Origin of the sequence: Roseovarius sp. (assembly GCF_040219995.1) — a bacterium.
Classification (GTDB): domain Bacteria; phylum Pseudomonadota; class Alphaproteobacteria; order Rhodobacterales; family Rhodobacteraceae; genus Roseovarius.
The window spans coordinates 81,872-99,472 of the sequence record NZ_JAVJUC010000034.1 but is presented as its reverse complement, the minus strand read 5'-3'; the positions used below and the strand labels follow the sequence as shown (position 1 = coordinate 99,472).

Annotated in this window: 20 protein-coding genes; 13 read left to right on the top strand and 7 right to left on the bottom strand. The window is 64.8% G+C overall.

Annotated features, from left to right (window positions below; genetic code table 11):
• Position 1: 1 nt before the first annotated feature.
• From fliG to RID11_RS14760, 4 genes are read right to left on the bottom strand one after another with little or no spacing between them, the layout of a single operon-like run.
• The gene (fliG, locus tag RID11_RS14775) at positions 2-1,036 is read right to left on the bottom strand and encodes a flagellar motor switch protein FliG (protein ID WP_350140525.1); all 1,035 of its coding nucleotides are present in this window, start codon (positions 1,034-1,036) and stop codon (positions 2-4) included.
• Positions 1,033-2,700: a flagellar basal-body MS-ring/collar protein FliF gene (gene fliF / locus RID11_RS14770; RefSeq protein ID WP_350140523.1), complete on the bottom strand. Its 1,668-nt coding sequence runs from the start codon at positions 2,698-2,700 to the stop codon at positions 1,033-1,035. Before fliF ends, fliG begins: the two co-directional genes overlap by 4 nt.
• A gap of 31 nt (positions 2,701-2,731) precedes the next feature.
• Entirely contained in the window at positions 2,732-3,058 is a 327-nt protein-coding gene (fliE, locus tag RID11_RS14765) for a flagellar hook-basal body complex protein FliE (RefSeq protein ID WP_350140521.1), read from the bottom strand.
• A 12-nt stretch (positions 3,059-3,070) separates the two neighbouring features.
• Entirely contained in the window at positions 3,071-4,183 is a 1,113-nt protein-coding gene (locus RID11_RS14760) for a sigma-54 interaction domain-containing protein (protein WP_350140519.1), read from the bottom strand.
• Positions 4,184-4,550: 367 nt separating this feature from the next.
• On the opposite strand from RID11_RS14760, the gene RID11_RS14755 reads away from it, so the two are divergent.
• The 11 genes from RID11_RS14755 (at position 4,551) to RID11_RS14705 (ending at position 15,456) form a co-directional block, all read left to right on the top strand.
• A complete protein-coding gene (locus tag RID11_RS14755; protein WP_350140517.1) occupies positions 4,551-4,859 on the top strand; it encodes a hypothetical protein in 309 nt (102 codons plus the stop codon).
• Positions 4,860-4,991: 132 nt separating this feature from the next.
• Positions 4,992-6,206 (top strand): chemotaxis protein CheA, encoded by a 1,215-nt coding sequence (locus tag RID11_RS14750; protein ID WP_350140515.1) that lies wholly within the window; start codon positions 4,992-4,994, stop codon positions 6,204-6,206.
• The gene (locus RID11_RS14745; RefSeq protein WP_350140513.1) at positions 6,203-7,009 is read left to right on the top strand and encodes a CheR family methyltransferase; all 807 of its coding nucleotides are present in this window, start codon (positions 6,203-6,205) and stop codon (positions 7,007-7,009) included. Before RID11_RS14750 ends, RID11_RS14745 begins: the two co-directional genes overlap by 4 nt.
• Entirely contained in the window at positions 7,009-8,112 is a 1,104-nt protein-coding gene (locus tag RID11_RS14740) for a protein-glutamate methylesterase/protein-glutamine glutaminase (protein ID WP_350140631.1), read from the top strand. The genes RID11_RS14745 and RID11_RS14740 overlap by 1 nt, the downstream gene beginning before the upstream one ends.
• Before the next feature lie 2 nt (positions 8,113-8,114).
• The gene (locus RID11_RS14735) at positions 8,115-8,636 is read left to right on the top strand and encodes a chemotaxis protein CheW (protein WP_350140511.1); all 522 of its coding nucleotides are present in this window, start codon (positions 8,115-8,117) and stop codon (positions 8,634-8,636) included.
• Between the two features lie 132 nt (positions 8,637-8,768).
• Positions 8,769-10,577 (top strand): methyl-accepting chemotaxis protein, encoded by a 1,809-nt coding sequence (locus RID11_RS14730; protein WP_350140509.1) that lies wholly within the window; start codon positions 8,769-8,771, stop codon positions 10,575-10,577.
• A gap of 57 nt (positions 10,578-10,634) precedes the next feature.
• Positions 10,635-11,039: a response regulator gene (locus tag RID11_RS14725; RefSeq protein WP_350140507.1), complete on the top strand. Its 405-nt coding sequence runs from the start codon at positions 10,635-10,637 to the stop codon at positions 11,037-11,039.
• 32 nt (positions 11,040-11,071) lie between these two features.
• The gene (locus tag RID11_RS14720; protein ID WP_350140505.1) at positions 11,072-14,443 is read left to right on the top strand and encodes a chemotaxis protein CheW; all 3,372 of its coding nucleotides are present in this window, start codon (positions 11,072-11,074) and stop codon (positions 14,441-14,443) included.
• A gap of 82 nt (positions 14,444-14,525) precedes the next feature.
• Positions 14,526-14,918 carry a flagellar export chaperone FliS gene (locus RID11_RS14715; protein ID WP_350140503.1) on the top strand — a complete coding sequence of 131 codons (393 nt, stop codon included), beginning with the start codon at positions 14,526-14,528 and terminating at the stop codon, positions 14,916-14,918.
• Positions 14,919-14,935: 17 nt separating this feature from the next.
• Positions 14,936-15,247 carry a hypothetical protein gene (locus RID11_RS14710; RefSeq protein WP_350140501.1) on the top strand — a complete coding sequence of 104 codons (312 nt, stop codon included), beginning with the start codon at positions 14,936-14,938 and terminating at the stop codon, positions 15,245-15,247.
• The gene (locus RID11_RS14705) at positions 15,244-15,456 is read left to right on the top strand and encodes a hypothetical protein (protein ID WP_350140499.1); all 213 of its coding nucleotides are present in this window, start codon (positions 15,244-15,246) and stop codon (positions 15,454-15,456) included. The genes RID11_RS14710 and RID11_RS14705 overlap by 4 nt, the downstream gene beginning before the upstream one ends.
• 16 nt (positions 15,457-15,472) lie before the next feature.
• Here RID11_RS14705 and RID11_RS14700 read toward each other — a convergent pair whose 3' ends face one another.
• Both RID11_RS14700 and RID11_RS14695 read right to left on the bottom strand, forming a co-directional pair.
• The gene (locus tag RID11_RS14700) at positions 15,473-15,622 is read right to left on the bottom strand and encodes a hypothetical protein (RefSeq protein WP_350140497.1); all 150 of its coding nucleotides are present in this window, start codon (positions 15,620-15,622) and stop codon (positions 15,473-15,475) included.
• Between the two features lie 57 nt (positions 15,623-15,679).
• The gene (locus RID11_RS14695) at positions 15,680-16,171 is read right to left on the bottom strand and encodes a flagellar basal body-associated FliL family protein (protein WP_350140495.1); all 492 of its coding nucleotides are present in this window, start codon (positions 16,169-16,171) and stop codon (positions 15,680-15,682) included.
• Positions 16,172-16,304: 133 nt separating this feature from the next.
• On the opposite strand from RID11_RS14695, the gene RID11_RS14690 reads away from it, so the two are divergent.
• The gene (locus RID11_RS14690) at positions 16,305-16,664 is read left to right on the top strand and encodes a hypothetical protein (RefSeq protein WP_350140493.1); all 360 of its coding nucleotides are present in this window, start codon (positions 16,305-16,307) and stop codon (positions 16,662-16,664) included.
• Entirely contained in the window at positions 16,661-17,299 is a 639-nt protein-coding gene (locus RID11_RS14685) for a hypothetical protein (RefSeq protein ID WP_350140491.1), read from the top strand. Before RID11_RS14690 ends, RID11_RS14685 begins: the two co-directional genes overlap by 4 nt.
• 70 nt (positions 17,300-17,369) lie before the next feature.
• On the opposite strand, the gene RID11_RS14680 is transcribed toward RID11_RS14685, so the two are convergent.
• Positions 17,370-17,540 carry a hypothetical protein gene (locus RID11_RS14680; protein ID WP_350140489.1) on the bottom strand — a complete coding sequence of 57 codons (171 nt, stop codon included), beginning with the start codon at positions 17,538-17,540 and terminating at the stop codon, positions 17,370-17,372.
• Positions 17,541-17,601: the final 61 nt, after the last annotated feature.

Here is a 17,601-nt window from a genome sequence, read left to right as displayed (position 1 = left end):
ATCAGACCATCTCTTCGCCGCCGCGCCCGGCCAGCGTGATGCGCCCCTCGTCCGAGAGGCGGCGCGCGATGGTGATGACCTGTTTCTGCGCCTCTTGCACCTGGCTGAGGCGCACCGGCCCCATGGCCTCCATCTCGTCCATGATATTGGCGGCGGCGCGTTGCGACACACAGCCCAGAAGCTTGTCGCGCAGGTTGGCGGCGGCCCCCTTGAGCGCCAGCACCAGCGTTTCGGTCTCGATCTCGCGCAGCACGGTTTGCAGGGCGCGTTCGTCGGATTTGATGAGGTAATCGAAGACGAAGAGATTGTCCTGAATGTCCTCGGACAGCATCTTGTCGCCCTTGCGCAGGTCCTTCATGATCCGCTCTTCCATGTCCTGGCGGGTGAAGTTCATGATCCGGGCGGCGGCCTTTACCCCGCCGATCTGCGAGGCGCGCAGGGTGGTGTTGGCCTTGAACTTGGCGCGCATCACCTCTTCGAGATCGCGCAGCGCCTCGGGCTGGACGGTGTTGAGCGTGGCGATGCGGCGGATGATCTCGGGCTGCGCCTCGGGGGGGAGGAGTTTCAGCACCTCGGCCCCCTGCGCATAGTCAAGCGAGGCGATCACCAGCGCCATGATCTGTGGGTGCTCATCGAGGATGAGTTCGGCCACCGCAGAGGGGTCCATCCAGTCGAGGATTTCGATCGGGCGTTCGCTGTTGCGCGGGACGATGCGTGACAGCACGGATTGCGCCTTGTGCGCGCCAAGCGCGCTGTCGAGCACGCGGCGCACATAGCCGCCAGCGCCGACGCCAAGCCCGGTCTGGGTGCTGACCACCGACAGAAACTCGTTGAGCACGGCATCGACGGTGTCGTGATCGGCCCCTTCGACGGTATACATCGCCTCGCCCAGAAGCTGCACCTCATTGGGCGACAGCGTGCGCAGGATCTGTGCCGCCGTGTCTTCGCCGCAGACCATCATCAGGATTGCGGCCTTTTGCACGGGGCTGAGGGCGTCGGCGGTCATGCCGTTCGGGGCGGGCAGGGCGAGGGTCATTTGCGCGCCTCCTCCTGCGGGGTGAGCATGGTCTTGAAGACCCCGGCGATGCGGTTGGTCTCGGACCCGGCCATGTGGCGCAAGAGGTCGATCTTTTCCTCGTAGGTGATCGCGCCGTTGAGATCATCCGCCGTGGGGGCCGCGGTCTCCAGCCTTTGGCGCAGGGCTGACATGCTCTCGTCCTTGGGCACCTCGATGGCATCGGCAAAGGCCATGCCCTGCGCGGCACCGGCAGGCGGCAGCAACCGGTTGAGCAGCGGGCGCACCACGCCGAGGATCACCAGCCCGAGGATCGCCAGTTGCGCGAGAGTGCGGCCAAGCGTGGGCAGCCACGGCGCCTCATACCAGCGGGCGGCGGGCAGCATCGGCGCGGTCGCCATGAAGGGGGCACTCGCCACCGTCACCAGATCGCCGCGCGTCTCGTCAAAGCCGATGGCGCTGCGGGTGAGCGCCTCGATCTCTTCCATCGGGGGGCCGGCCGGGGCGTCGCCCTCGCCGTTGGTTGCGGGCATCTGGTGCAGCAACACGGCGGCATGCACGCGGTTGATCCGGGCGACCTGTGGCTGGCGGGTCTCGACCCGGCGGCTGATTTCGTAGTTGCGGGTCATCGAGGTGGCGCTGTTGGTAGTGCCGGATGCCTTTGCCCCGCCCACGTCTTCGGCCAGTTCTCCCGCGGGCGGGGGGGTGTTGGCGACGGCACCGGGGATGCCGCCGGCCCCGGCGCCGCTGGTCTGCTGGCGGCTGCTTTGTTCGCTGCGCAGGGCGGTGTCGGGGAGATATTCTTCGCTGGTGATCTCGGAGCGGGTGAAATCCATGTCGAGCGTGATCTCGACGGCGGCATTTCCGGCCCCGACGATGGGCGTCAGAAGGGCCATCACCCGCTCGCGATACAGCCGCTCCAGCCGTTGCTGGTGCTGCATCTGGCGGTCGGCCTCGGCCTGCACCGGGTCTTCTTCCTGCATGGTCAGCAATGCGCCGGTCTGGTCCACCACCGAGACATTGCCACGCGCCATGTCGGGGACTGCCGCCGAGACCATGCTGACGATGGCGCGGACCTGCGCCTGTTCGAGCGAGAGGCCGGGGGCGAGTTCGAGAAAGACCGAGGCGCGCGGCGGTTCGCGGTCGCGCACGAAGGCGGAGCGTTCGGGCAGGGCGAGATGCACGCGCGCGGCGCGCACCGGGCGCAATTCGGTGATCGAGCGCGCAAGATCAAGCTCGTGCATGCGGCGCAGGCGGGCGGCCTCGACCTGGCGCGAGGTGCCCATCGGCATGTCGGTGATGGCCTGCATCCCGTCCACGGCTCCTTGTGGCAAGCCTTCGCTCGCCAGCACCATGCGGGCGCGGTGATACTGGTCGGCGGCGACGGTCAGTGCGCCTGAGGAAGGATCGAGCTGGGCGTCGATGCCGCCGGTGGTCAGGGTTTCGAGCGCGCGGGCCTTTTCGGCCGGGGGCAGGCCGGTTTGCAGCGCCACGCGATCGGCAGGCGCAAGCAGCAGCCACGCGGCGAGCGCCAGAACGACGGCGAAGAGCACGCCGATGGCGGGCAGCGCGCGGCGCAGCGCGGGCTGTGTGGCAAAGCCGTCAAGGTGGGTCAGCGCCTGACGCGCGCGCGCCGTGAGCGATGCGGTGCCTGCCTGTGCCGGAAGGGTGTTGGTGCCGTCCATCGGGGGTGATCCTGCTTTTCTGGTCGATGCCTCAGACCGGCATGTTCATGATGTCGCGATAGGCGGTGAGGGCCTTGTTGCGGACCTGCATCGTCATCTGGAAACCGAGCGAGGAAACCTGTTGCTCCACCATCACGGCGGCCAGATCCTCGGTGCGGCCGGTCTCGAAGTCGCGGGCGGCCTGCGACGCCTTGGCCTGTTGCGTGTTGACGTTCTCCACCGCCTGTCCGAGCCGTTCGGCAAAGCCGGGGCCCTGCGCCTCGCCCGCCGGTGTCGGGCGGGCGATCGGGTCAGGGCGCTGCGCGCCCTGCGCGGCCTGCAGCGCGCTCATCGAGGGGGAGATGCCGGTCACGCTCATGGCGGGTCAGCCTCAGGCGGCGCGGGGTGTGGGCAGGGCCACGGGGCGGGCCATCAGCATGATATGCTCGGGCGCGATCTCGGCCCCGTCGGCCAGCACCAGCGCACGCTGCATGACGTTTTCCAGTTCGCGCACATTGCCGGGCCAGGGATGGGCAGCGAGCATGTTGAGCGCCTTGGGCGACAGGAACGGGGTCTGCGCGCCGGCGGGCGTGTGGCGGCGCAGCATCGCCTGTGCCAGCACCGGGATGTCCTGCGCGCGCGCCGCGAGCGGCAGGGTTTCGAGCGGGAAGACGTTGAGGCGGTAATACAGGTCTTCGCGGAAGGTGCCCTTGGCGATCTCGTGCTCCATGTCGCGGTTGGAGGTGGCGAGGATGCGGATATCGACCGGTGTCTCGGTCTGGCTGCCGATCGGAGTGACGACCTTTTCCTGCAAGACGCGCAACAGCTTGGCCTGAAGGGCAAGCGGCATCTCGGAGATTTCATCGAGCAGCAGCGTGCCGCCGTCGGCGGCGCGGATGAAGCCCTGGTTGGGGGTGGTGGCGCCGGTGAAGGCGCCTTTTTCGTGGCCGAAGAGAATGGCCTCGAGCATGTTTTCGGGGATTGCGGCGCAGTTGAGCGCGATGAACGGCTTGTCAGCGCGCGGCGAGGCACTGTGAATGAGGCGCGAGAGCACCTCCTTGCCGCTGCCGGTGGGGCCGTTGATGAACACGCTGACATCAAAGCGCGCGACGCGGCGGGCCATGTCCAGAAGATCGCCGGTGGCGGGGTCGGCGGCGACCATCGCGCCGAAAGGTTCGGCCAGAAGATCGGCCAGCATCATCAGGGCGGCGTCGCGCAGGTAGGGCAGGCCGGTTTGGGGCAGGCCGACATGAATCATGCGCCCGCCTAGGTCTTCGCGGGTTTGCCAGGCCTCTGCGGCGGGGTCGAGCACGATGATCCGCTTGGCGCCCAGCTTGCGCGCGAGATCAACAAGCGCGCGCTGATCCTTGAGCGGGCCGGGCTGCAACAGGGTGTGGCAGGTCGGGTGAAAGCCGAGCCGGACCCGAAGTCGCCGCGCCTCCAGCAGGGAGACGAGTCCGTTGAGTTGCGGGAATTCCGGAGCGGTGATGCAGATATCGGCCATGTCAAACCTCTTGAGTGCTGTTCGAAAACACCCAAGCAGGGACCGTGCCATTCACGTTTTCAGGTGGTTTCTGGCAGGCTGAGACCTAAATCGGGGCGCTGCCCTGCCGTTGACTTGGTGAAGGAGCGCGAAACCGTCGGAAAGTCGACGGAATGGCCACCCGCTTTGCGTCATGTGTCGGTCGGGCGTCAGTTCTGCGGGATTAGCATGCGCTCCAATGCGATGTGCGGACCCTTTGGAGCGCGCCTTACGCCGAACGCGAGGACAGCACTATCCAAAGATACCCGGGTCGGGTTTGCAACTTCGCCTCACATTTTCTCGGGGCGCACCGTTTCACCATTCAGACGAGTCCAAAGGACAGGAAGACATGTTATCCAAAACCTACCATCTCAAGTTCCCGAGCCTCGATGCGGCGCAGATCGCGACGCCGTTCATCACCGACATTCTCGGTAACGCGATTCCCGAATGCCGGATGTCGGGGCTGACCGTGATGATCGGCAAGGAGGGGGATATCTCGGTCAATCTGTTCTTTCCCTCGATCGCCGATCTCAAGACGTTCGAGAAGAAGCATGGCGGGTTCATCGACACGATGAAGAAGACCTTTCTGTTCCGGTCGACCGGGTTCGACGGGGTCTGCATCTTCAATTTCGAGGGCAATGACGAGAACGCGGCCTGACGGCATGCGCCGGTTGGAACGCGGCTTGCAATGAGGCGTAGGACAACTGGCCCCGTCAGGGGTGTCCCTGAAAGATCGTGACAAGATGGTTACTGCATTCCCTTACAGAACTGCCCGGCCGGGAGGCGCGACATGAGCGCCCGTCCCGAGCGGAGCGCCGAGGCGTCTGCGGGCGGTGCGCTGTTGCGCGTGTCGTCGGACAAGATCGGGCGCCTGATGGATCTGGTGGGGGAGTTGTCGCTGTCGGTCTCGGAGACGATCAACGCGCCGGAATTGGCCGAGCTTGATCTCGTCGGCTTTGAGGCGGCGGCGCACAGGTTGTCGATGATCGTGCGCGAAGTGCAGGATGCCGCGACCGAATTGCGGCTGGTGCCGGTGGCCGAGGTGTTTCGGCGGCTCAATCGCATGGTGCGTGAGTTGCAGCGCGACTCCGGCAAGGAGATCGACCTGGTGATCGAGGGCGAGGAGACCGCCATCGACAAGCTGGTCGCCGACCGGCTCTATGATCCGCTGCTGCATGTGGTGCGCAATTCTGCCGATCACGGATTGGAGCCGCCCGAGGAGCGCGAGGCGGCGGGCAAGACGCGCGCCGGGCGCATCACCCTGTCGGCGACGCAGGTGGGCAGTGAGGTGCGGATCCGGGTGGCCGATGACGGGCGTGGCCTCAATCGCGACCGTATCCTTGCCAAGGCGCGCGAGCGCGGCATGTTCGGCCCAACCGAGGAGCCCGAGAACGCGCTGGTCTGGAAGGCGATCTTCGAGCCCGGGTTTTCGACCGCCGAGGCGGTGACCACGCTTTCGGGGCGCGGTGTGGGGATGGATGTGCTCAACACCACGATGAAGGATCTGCGGGGCCGTATCTCGGTCGATAGCCTCGAGGGGCAGGGCACCACGGTGGCGCTGCATATTCCCGTCTCGCTCGCCTTTCTCGACAGCATCATCCTGCGGCTTGGTCGACAGCTTTTCTGTGTGCCGATCGAGGATATCGCTGAAATCGCCAAGCCCGGAGCCAGCGATCAATTGCAGATCAGCGCCGATGCCGGGCGTGAGACGCTGCGGCTGCGCGACCGGTTCATCCCGGTTTGCCGGCTGGAGCGGTTCTTTGACGGCATGCGGTCTGATCTGCCGCCGCTGTCGGACATGGTGTCGATTGTCTTCGAGACCAGCGCGGGGCCGATTGCCGTGCCTGTCGATGAGGTGCTCGACCGTCAGCAGGTGGTGATGAAGCCCCTTACCGGCGCGTTGCAAAGCGTGCGGGCAAGCTGGGGCTGCGCCCTTCTGGCCTCGGGGGAGGTGGCGATGGTGCTGGATTGCGAGCGTCTTGCGACAGGGGAGGGGCGAGGATGAGCGCCGTCGATCAGGCCGGGTTCGAGCAGGTGCGCGACTGGCTGAGCCAGCGTTGCGGTTTCAACTTTCCGCCGCATAAGTCAGATCTCTTGCGTCAGCGCATGGGCCGGGTATTGCGCCGTTTCGGGATGGCCGATCTCAACCAGCTGGCGCGCGAATTGACCATGGTCGGCGCGCGCGAGGTGCAGCTTGCGGTGATGCACGCGGCCTCGATCAACCACACCTATTTCTTCCGCGAGCCCGAAGTGCTGGAGCGGTTCATGGAGACCGCGCTGCCGAGTTTTCAGGACCGACCCGAGTTTCGTATCTGGTCGGCGGCCTGTTCCACCGGCGAGGAGGCCTATACCATCGCTATCCTGCTGGCCGAACGGCTGTCGCCGCAGGTGCTCAAGCGGGTCAGCATCCTCGGCTCGGACATCAGCGCGCCGGTGGTCGAGCGCGCCGAACTGGGAGTCTTTCCCAGCCGGCAATTCGCGCAGACCGATCCGGATCTGGTGCAGCGTTGGTTCAAGCCCACCGGCATCAACCAGTATCGGGTCAATCCCGAATTGCGCGATGTCTGTACCTTCCGGCGGATGAACCTCAAGGCGACGCCCTACCCGTTCACCAAGCCGTTTCAGGCGGTGTTCTGCCGCAATATCCTGTATTATTTTGACCGGTCGGATCAGGCGGCGACGGTGCGCGCGCTGTATGACGTGGTCGAGCCGGGCGGCTGGCTGGTGACCTCGGTCACGGAATCGATCCGGCATCTGGGCTCGATGTGGGAACCGGTGGCGACGGGCCTTTACAGGAGGGCATCGTGATGGTGGCTCCTGTGCGCGTCCTCGTGGTGGACGATTCTCAAGTATTCCGGCGATTTCTGTCGCGGGCGCTGGCGGCTGATCCGATGATCGAGGTGATCGGTGAGGCGATGAGTGCCGAGGCGGCGCGGGATTTCATTGCCCGCATCCGGCCTGACGTGATCACGCTTGATCTGGAAATGCCGGGCGAGGGCGGGTTGGTTTTCCTGCGCAAGCATATCGCCCGGCTGCGCATCCCGACCATCGTGATTTCGTCGCAGACGCAACGCGGCGCGAAGATGACCATCGAGGCACTTGAGGCGGGGGCGGTCGATGTGCTGCCCAAGCCGCGCGGGCTGGCGCCCGGCACACCCGACCATGTGGCGCTGGGCGATATCACGCAGCGCGTGAAGGCGGTGGCACGAGCCCGTGTTCGGGACCGTGATGTGGACCGCGCACCGGTGCGCCCCGCGCCGCGTGGAGCGGCCGCGCAAGATTGGGTGATCGCGCTCGGGGCCTCGACCGGCGGCGTTCAGGCATTGGGCGCGGTGTTGCAGGCGATGCCTGCGGGCTGCCCGCCGATCGTGATCGTGCAGCACATGCCCGAAGGCTTTACCGAGGCCTTTGCCAAGCGGCTCGACCTGTCCTGCGTGATCAATGTGCGCGAGGCGCGCGCCGGTGATCCGCTGCGCCCGGGCCAGGCGCTGATCGCGCCGGGCGGGGCCCGTCACATGCTGCTCACGCGCGATGGGACGGGCAGGCTCTGTGTTGATCTGGTGCCGGGTGATCCGGTCTGTTTCTCGATCCCGGCGGTGGATGTTCTCTTTGCCTCTGCCGCCCGTGTGGTCGGGGCGCATGTCAGCGGTGCGGTGCTGACCGGCATGGGCAGCGACGGGGCCGATGGCCTGCTGTCGATGCGGCTCGCGGGTGCGCAGACCTTTGCGCAGGATCAGGCGACATCGGTGATTTACGGCATGCCCGCCCGCGCGTGGGAGCGTGGTGGTGCCATGGAACAGGTGCCGCTCGATCAGATGACGGCGCGGCTCATGGCCTCGGTTGGCACGACATCTGCACTGGCAGCGACATACGGCGCGGCCGAACCACGACTTACCCAGAAAGGAGTCTGACCATGACACAGACAAACCCTGCCGATATGCAGGCGCCTCAGGCAGAGGTGCAGGCCGAACCGTCGGATTCCATCGAGACCATGTACCTGACCTTTCCGGTGGGGGCCGAGCTATACGGCGTCTCCATCGGGTTGGTGACCGAGATCGTGGGCCTGCAAAAGATCATGCATGTGCCCGACGTGCCGCCCTATATCAAGGGCGTGATCAACCTGCGCGGCAAGGTCATTCCGCTGATGGATGTGCGGCTGCGCTTTGGCATGGCCGAAAAGGAATACGACGATCGCACCGTGGTGATCGTGTTGCAGGTCAATGACGCGCCGGTGGGCCTAGTCGTGGACGGGGTCAACGAGGTGCTCGACATCCCCGACAACCAGGTCGACCGCGCCAACGGCTTTTCGGGCAGCAACAGCCGCAACCTCGTGATGGGGCTGGGGCGGCTGGAGGATCGCGTGGCGATCCTGCTTGACGTCAACCAGTTGCTGGAGGCGGGCGAGGTGATCCTGCCCGACCTCGCGGAGGTCTGAGCCGTGACCGCCAAACCCCCGCGCAAGCCATCAAACGCCATCTCCCAACGGCCCAAGCCCCCCGAGGCGGACGCCCCCACCCCAGAGACCCTGCCGGACCAGCCCGCCGGTGCCAGTGAAAGGAAAGAGACCATGACCCAAAACAATAAATCGGACAACTTGACGAAAGACGAAAGCCCGGACCGGGAGCTTGTCGGTGCCGAATTTCTGGAGCAGATAAGTTCGGTACGCCTTTTGGCATCACTGGGCAACCCGGTGATGGTTGCCGACAGCGACTACAAGAGCCTGTACTGCAACGAAGCCGCCTTCGCGATGTTCTACCGGCTTGAAGAGGATATCCGCACAGACCTGCCAAATTTTCGCGCGCGTGAAGTTGTCGGGAAGAATGTCGATATCTTTCACAAGAACCCATCCTACCAGCGCCGCATCATGGATGGCATGACAAAGCCCCATTTGGGGCGGTTCACAATCGGCAAAATTACCATGGAGTTCACGGCCACACCCGTGTTCGACGACGCCAACCGTTCACAGCTGGTCCTGGTCGAATGGCGGGACGTCACAGAGCGTGAAGAAATGGACCGGCAGAGCAAGTTTTCGCGAGAGCAGTTTAAATTGCTTCTTGACGAGATGGAACGCATGGCGGCGGCCCATGACGCAGGTGACATTGACGTCTTTCTGGATATCGAGAGTTTCGAGTTCGACAGCGTTCAGGACGCGGCCAAAAGGGTCAACTGGATGGTCAAGGCCCATATCGACACCAAGAAGGCGGCGCTCGCTGTGGTTGAGGAATTCGGCGAAGGCAATTTCGACGCGCCTTTCGAGACGCTGCCGGGCAAGAAGATCTTTATCAACCGCATCATCGAAAAGGTGCGCGCGAATTTCCGCGACGTGGTGAGCGAGATCCGCTTGCTGTCGGATTCCATCGTTGCGGGCAATCTCGACGTTCAGGCCGATCTGTCGAAGTTCAAGGGTGAGTACCGCAATGTGGTGGAATCCTTTGAGCATGCGTTCGGCAGCCTCAACACCGCGTTTACCGTGATGTCCGAGCAGATCGACCAGGTTGCCGCGAGCGTGAGTCAGGTGTCGCATTCCAGCCAGATCCTGTCGACCAACAGCCAGGTCGCCTCGGCCTCGGTCGAGGAGGTGTCGGCCTCGGTCAACCAGACCGATCAGCAGGTCCGTGCCAATGCCGAGGCCAGTGAAAAGGCCGCGCAGTTTGTCGGCAGCGCCGTGGGCCTTGCCGATCAGGGTGCGGAAAAGATCAAGGGCATGGTCACCGCGATGCACGGCATCAAGACGTCGTCGCAGGACATCGCCAAGATCATCAAGGTGATCGACGAGATCGCATTCCAGACCAACCTTCTGGCGCTCAACGCCGCGGTCGAGGCGGCGCGCGCGGGCCAGCATGGGCGCGGGTTTGCCGTGGTCGCACAGGAGGTGCGCAACCTTGCCGGACGTTCGGCCAAGGCGGCGCGTGAAACCTCCGAGCTGATCGAGGACGCGTCGAACCGGGTCAACGCGGGCGTTCGCATCGCCGATGAGACATCGGAGGCGTTCACCGGCATTTCCACCCAGATCACGCAGGTCAAGGATATCGTCGAGGAGATCGACCGCTCGGGCGCTGAACAGTCGCGCGGTGTGGCGCAGATTTCGCAGGCGATGACCGAGATTTCCAAATCCGCGCTCGATACCAGCCAGCAGGCTGACGAGTTGGCCGCCGGAGCTGCCGAGATGAGCGCCGCGACCGAGCAGATGAAAGAGGAAATCAAGCGCTTTACCCTGCGCAAGACCGCGACGGCGATGCCGACGGGGGCCTTCAACGGGCTGACACCCGAGATGATGGCGCAGATTCAGGCCATGCTGAATGGCAAGCCCAACGGGGCGGTTCGCAACGGTGCGGGCTCTCCCGATCTCGACGAGCGCGGTTATCAGGGCTTCTGAGAGAATGCCGGGCGGTCTGCCGCCCGGCCCTTTCCCTATCAATGCGGAGACTGAACAATGGTTTATAATGTGATGGTTGTAGAGGATGCTGCGATGATGCGGCTCTACCTGTCGAGCTTTCTGAATTCCCGCAAGGAGTTCAAGCTGGTCGCGCAGGCCGCCAACGGGCAGGAGGCACTCGACAAGCTGCCGGACCTGCCCGACCTGCACCTGATCCTGCTGGATATCGAGATGCCGGTGATGGACGGGCTGGAATTCCTGCGCCACGCCAAGCTCAAGACCCGGGCCAAGATCTGCATGCTCTCGTCGGTGACGGTGCAGGGCTCACCGCTGGCGGCCAAGGCCCGTGAACTGGGTGCGGATGGCGTCGTGTCGAAGCCGTCGGGCACGGTGTCGCATGACCTGGAAGAAAAGACCGGAGACGAGTTGACGCGCGTTATGCGGGCGCTGGTCGGGGCCTGAGGGCCACAACGCAACCCTGCCAAACGGGTGACATGATGACGGATGAGATGGACGAAATCTGGGCGCTTTACGCCGATGACGGGGCGCAGGCGCTCGATGCCGCCGAGGCTGCGCTTGACGCGTTGCAGGACGGCGAAGATCCGGCGGCGCATATCGGTGCGCTGTTTCGCGCGGTCCATACGTTCAAGGGCAACAGCCGTGTTCTGGGCCTTGCCAATGTCGAGGCGCTGGCGCATCTGGCCGAGGATCTGATTGGGCTGGTGCGTGACGATGGCGTCGCGCTGACCGGCGAGATCACCGATATCCTGATGCGGTCGGTCGATGTGCTGCGCGGCATGCTGGAGCAGACCGCCGATACCCGCGAGGATGTGGACCCTGCCCCGTCGGAGGGGCTGAAGGATGATTTGCGCGCGCTGATCGGGCGTTTGACGGGGGCCGAGGCGGAAACTGAGGCAGAGGATAGCCCGCAGACCGAGGCCCCGACGGCCCCGAATGCACCGGCCGAACCCAATGCGACGGCCCCCGAGGACACGACGCCGGAGGCGGAGGACGCCGAGCAGGATACACCGCAGGAGGCTTTGAGCGCGCCGTCTGACGCCGGTGTCGAAGCCGAGGCAGGGCCCGACACGGAGGCCGAGGCCCGAGAAGAGCCGCAGGGCGAGGCACAGGACGAGGCCGCTGCGCCCGCCGCACCTCCTGCCGCGCAGGCAAAGCCCCCGGCGATGGATCCGGCGCTTGCCGGTCTGCTGGATCAGCTGGACGGTGGTAGCGGATTCGATTTCGATGCGTTCGAAGAGGATGAGGACAGCGCGGCACCCGAGACTGCCGTGGATGACCCGGCAGAGCCGGAGCAGCACGACCCCGCTCCCGCGCCGGTGGCGACGCTGGCCGAGGTGACCGAGGGCAAGCCCGAGGGCGGGCTCTTGGACGTCGACCCGATGTATCGCCAGATTTTCACGGATATGGTCAGCAAGACCGTCATCGCGTTGGACGGTGCCGTGTCGGATGCGGATATGCTTGGGGCTGCGCGCAAGGAGGCTGATGGGCTGTGCTATGCCGCAGAGCAGCTGGGCCTTGGTGACTGGACCGCCGCGCTGGGTGATTTTCTTGGAACAGAGCCGACGCCAGAGACCGCGCAATCGGCCTGTGCCGCGCTGCGTGATCTTTTCGCGCGCGATCTGGGTGAGGCGGATGCAACCCCCGCCGCCCCGTCGCATGACGCCGGAACCGACGACGCCACCGCGTTTTTTACCGCGATGGCGGATTTCTATCCGAGACTGGCTGATATCGGTATGCGAATGGGGGGCGATGTGCCGCCCACGCCCGAGGAGCGCGATGCGCTGTCCGAAGAGATCGCGACGCTTGCCGAACCCGCCGGGCTGGTCCGCGTCGTCGACACCGCGCGCACGCTTGCCATCATGGGAGCGGGGCCGTCGTACCGCATGGCAGAGCTCGATTTTTATCAGGAGCTGGTCAGTGTCGAACGGACCCTGCCGCCAGCGTTCTTCGATGACGATCTGGTGGCCCCGAGCAAGCTCTTGGGCGCCTGGTGTGCCGATCACGTCTTTCAGACCCTGCAAAGCCTGCGCGAAGGGCTGGACAATCGCAAGGCCGCGCCGGGGCCTGACTGGTTCCCCGATTTCGAGGGATTCATGCGGCAGGTGCATTTTGCCTGTCTGAATTATCACATCGACACTGCAGCACAGCTGACCATGGCGCTGATCGACCTCTTCGCGCGGGTGCGCGTCGAGGGGGTGCCGCCGGATGTCATTCTCGTCCAGATGGGGCGCGGCTTTGTCGATACGATGGAACTGGTGTTTGACGCGCTCGATCAGGGCGACACGCCAGATACCGCACGTATCGAGCAGATGTTCGAAGAGGCCACGAATGCCTGTTTCGTGGCGAGCGGCATGGTGACCGCCAAGACTATCGAGACCCGGCTGGGACTGCCGCCAGAGTTTCATCGCGTACTGTCGCCCGAGAGCGTGAAATCCGCCAATGAGGCGATAGAGGAGGGGCTGCATTTCTACATTCTGCGCGCCGATCTCAACGACGATGACGCGTTGGCGCAAGGGTTCCTGGAGTGGATCACCTCCGGCCTTGTGCGGATGATCACCAACGTCACGGTGTTTCTGGATCACTCGACACTATTCGATTTCCTTGTCGCCTCGACGCTGGACCAGGATCAGATGACCGAGCGGCTGGCGATGTTGGACGCGTCGGGCACGCGTCTGAGCATGGCGCGGGTGTTGACCGTACGCGCCGCCGAGGACGAGGCTGACCAGTCGCCTGACGCAGACGGGATGGAGGCCATCGCGATCGGCGATACCGGGGACAGTCTCGCGCTGCTTGAGGCCGTGGGTGCCATTTCTGCGAGCCACGCGCTCCTTGATCACGAGTTGGGGCAACTTGCCTCGGTCGATCTGGTCGAGGATGTGATGGGTGCGCTGCGTCAGGCCGGGGTATCCGAGCTTGATCCCGGTATCCGCTCGGTGCTGCGCGAGCGGCTGGATCGTCATAGCCTTCGGCTGCAGGAAATCAGCGAGTCGGGTACGCAGCTCGCTGCGGAACTGTCACAGCTTCAGCAAGAGAGCGTGGAGCGTCGGTCGCGCCCCGCCGATGTCTTGTTTCGTCCGCTTCAGGCCTATGTCGAAACCCGCGCGCGCAAGACCGGGGGCGATGCGTCGATGACCTATGTGGGCGGTGACGTGGTGCTTGACCAGATGTTGATCGAGGACTTGCGCGGATTGCTCAAGGCGTTGATCAATCTGCGCCTCGGGGTCGATCACGCGGCGACGCGGTTTCATGTCTCGATCGAGGCCGAGAGCGACCATGTGCGTGTCGAGGTCACCGATAACAGTCCGAGCCCCGCGACGCGGAGCGGCCTTGCGGAGATCGAGGCCGATTTGCAGCGCAAGAAGGGCGCGCTGCGCCATGCGCGTCTACCCGCCGGGGCTGGCATGCGGTTCCATCTCAAGGTGCCGCAGCACATGATCGTGCTCGACGGGATGGTGGTGCGCGTGGGACAGGTGCGTTACGTGCTGCCGATCGACGCGATCCAGCGCATTCTGCAGACTGACCGGCTGATGCCGGTGACGGCGGCGGGTGATGCGCGGATGCTGAACATGGGCGAGGACGGGCTGGTGCCGGTTCACCCGCTCTGTGCGCAATCCGGTGCGTCTGCGGGAGACGCGCGGCTTTTTGTGGTTGTCAGCAGCAACGACCGGCGCATCGCCATTCCCGTGGACGAGTTGCTGGGCCAGCAACTGGTGCTGCTGCGGCCCTTGCAGGGTGTGCTTTCGTCGGTGCGCGACATGAGCGGAATCGCCATCCTGTCGGGGGGCGAGGTTGGCATGGTTGTCGCGGTGAGTGCGATCGCATCCGCCACGGTGCGCGCGGCCTGAACGGGGCCGGGCGCGCCTAACACGCTGCGCCCTGCTGCCGTTGTAACAATCAGACAGGCAACCACGTCAAAGGATGGTTTCGATGAGTTTTGCACGCGCCCGTTATCGTCAGGCCGAGAGCTTTGCCCAGGATGGGGTAAACCATCCGCATGACGTCGTTTTCGTCACGCTCAAGGAATTGACCCGCTCGCTGTCGGTGCTGGCTGCCGCGCTTGATCAGGACCGGGCCTTGCCTGCCGATCACGTGAACAGGGCATTGACCGCGCTCTATATCCTGCAATCGAGCCTCGATTTCGAGGCCGGTGGTGATATCGCGGGCGACCTGTTCCAGCTTTACGAATTCGCGCGGTTCCATGTGCTCAAGGCCTGGCGCGGCGAGGATGGCGCGCGGCTGGCGGAGGCGGCACTGGCGATCGGCGATATCCTGCAGGCGTGGCAGGAGATCGGCGCGCAGGTCAAGCCACCCGTCGCATGATCGACCCGGTTCAGCATATGACCAACGCTGCCATGGCCGTGCGGTTGCGCCAGATCACCGATGATCTGAACGCGGCCGTCACATGCGGTGACTTGGCAGCCGTGGAACGGTGCGACCATGCGTTGCGCAGTGCCGTGATCGCGTTGATCGGGGGTGCGTCATTGGCTGAGGACGGGGCCGAGCGGCGTCTTGCGTTATTGATCGACGCGCTGTCGGCGGTGCGAGAAGCCGCGGCCCTGCTGTCCGAACGGGCGCGAAAGGCTGCGGCGCGCAACCGCTGTGATCTGGTCTATCTCAAGACCGACCGTGGCGTGGGGCGCGAGAAATGAGCGGTGCAGCCACCTGCGCGCTGTGCCTGCGGCTGCGAGTGTTTCTGACTGTGGCGGGCTGCTTGATCGCGGGGCTTTACCTGCAACCGGGCTGGGCCACTGCGCTTGCGGGTCTGATGCCCTCGCCGCTGATGATCGGTATAGGCATTTGCCTTGCGGCTGTTGCACTCTTTGCGCTGCGGCTGTGGCGGCATAGCCGGGTGGCGTAAGCGTCAGGCGCCTTGGTCAGGCGGGCGCGCGCCGCAACAGGCGCAGCAGGCCCCAGAGATGCTGCCTTTGGGGCTGACCGGATGCGTCACAGACCACCAGTTCCACAGCGAGGTGGCGCAGATCGGTGCCGGGGGTCGGGATGCGGGTCTGAGGCGTCAGGGACATGGCGGAGCCTTTCATCTGGATCGTGGTTCGGATGAGGTGCAGCAAGAAGGATGCCAATCAGTCGGCCCGCGCCCATCCGGTGATCAGCACTTCGAGCACGGCGCGGTCTTCGCCCAAGTCTTCCAGCCTCTGGTTCATTGCCGCGCGCAGGGCCTTTGGCACGGCAGCGCGCAGATCCTCGGTGCTGGCCTCTGGGCCAAGGTCTTCGGCAGTGCGCAGCACGGTCTCGGCAAGGCCCGATTGCACCGCTTCGGGCCGTTCCTTGAGACGCGTCAGCAGGGCGTAGCCGCCCTCTGCACGGATCGCCACGCCGATCTCGATCTTGAGGCGTGGGCCATCACCGGGCAAGGAAACCGTGATCGGGGTGACAAGCGGCAGGTAGATGCGTTCTTCTTTGGTCACGGGCGGTACCGTCTCTGCCGGGGCCGTGGCAATTGGGGGAGGAGGCACGCGCAAGACCCATAAGCTGGCGAGGCCCAGCCCGAGCGGCAGCGCGAGCGCGGGCAACGCGAAGGCCAAGAGCGGCAGGGGGATACGGCGGGTGCTCATGTCGGGTCATGCAGCAAGAACCGCGCCACTGCGGGCTAAAGCGCCGGGATTTTGTGCCGTTGATCCCAGTGCAAGCCCGGGTTGGCCGGACAGCGGGAAGGGTACTATGGGTTGGACAGCAGGAGGCCGGATGATGCGTAGCCTGAACCGGTTTGCCGGTCAGCGGGCGCAGGCGCATGACGCGCCTGACCGCTTTGCTCTCGTGCGGCGCGCCACGACCTTGCAGGATATCGCGCGGGTCGAGAGACATTTGCCCGAGATCCTTGGCCGGGCGCTGGCGCGAAGCTGGATCGACCGCGAGTTCAGCGCCGCGCTGATGTCCGATCCGAAGGCACTTTTGGCACGGTATGACGTGTTCCTGCCAGAAAGCGTGCGTATCGGTGTCGAGACTAGCGCCACGCAGCGGCAGCGCATCGTGGTGCACGAGACGCAGCCTGATGGCTCGCTGCGGCGGCTGATGTATCTGCAGCTGGTGATGATGGCGGGCAAATGAGGCGACGTCTGATCCTTGCCACCGTCGCCCTTGTGGCTGGTTTATGTTCTGCCGATGCCGGTCAGGAAGCGCGATTCGATACTGCGCTCGAACTGGCGCGCAGCGGACAGTGGGCCGTGGCGGTCGCGATGTTCCGACAGTTGGCGCGCGCGGGCGATGCTGCGGCGCAGGTCAATCTGGCGGTCATGCAAGCGCGCGGGCAGGGTCTGCCGCAGGACGAGGCGGCGGCGGCCTATTGGGCGTGGCGCGCGCGGCTGGCCGGTGAGACACGCGCCGCCGGGCTAAGCGATCACCTGATGACACGGCTGACACAGGACGCCCGCGCGGCATTGGCCGACCGCCTTCTGCAGGATCTGACCGCGCAGGTGGAGCGTGGTGAGATGCAGGCGCTTGTTGGGCTTGGCCGGATCGAGATGGAAATTCGTAGCCCTGCGCGCCTGCAGGAGGCCACGCTGTGGTTCACACTGGCGGCCGCGTTCGAGGTGCGGCACGCTATAGTGCTGCGCGAGGCGGCGATACGCGATCTTGAGCCCGCGCAGCGGTTGTCTGTGCAGGTGCGTGCCGGGGCGGAATTCGGTCGTTTGTGTCGTGTTCTGGCGATCGAGGACCGTCCGCGTTCCTGCGCGACGGAGTGACGCGCGCAGAAAAAGACCCGGTCGAATATTCGACCGGGTCAGGTGTTCTGATCAACTCTGGAGGGGAGTGTCACCCCAAGATCAACAGGAGGGTGGAAATCAACCAGAACCAAATGAAAGAACCCGCGGCAGCCATTGGGATCAGCCACCACGCATTGGGCAGTCGCTGACCACATTCAGGGGGATGCTGCGCAATCCGATACGAATCGGCGTGGATCATCTCAGTTGGTACATGTTTCATTTTCACCGCTCCTGGCGATTTGGATGTGGACCCACATTGTCATTTTCCCGGTGCCCTGCAC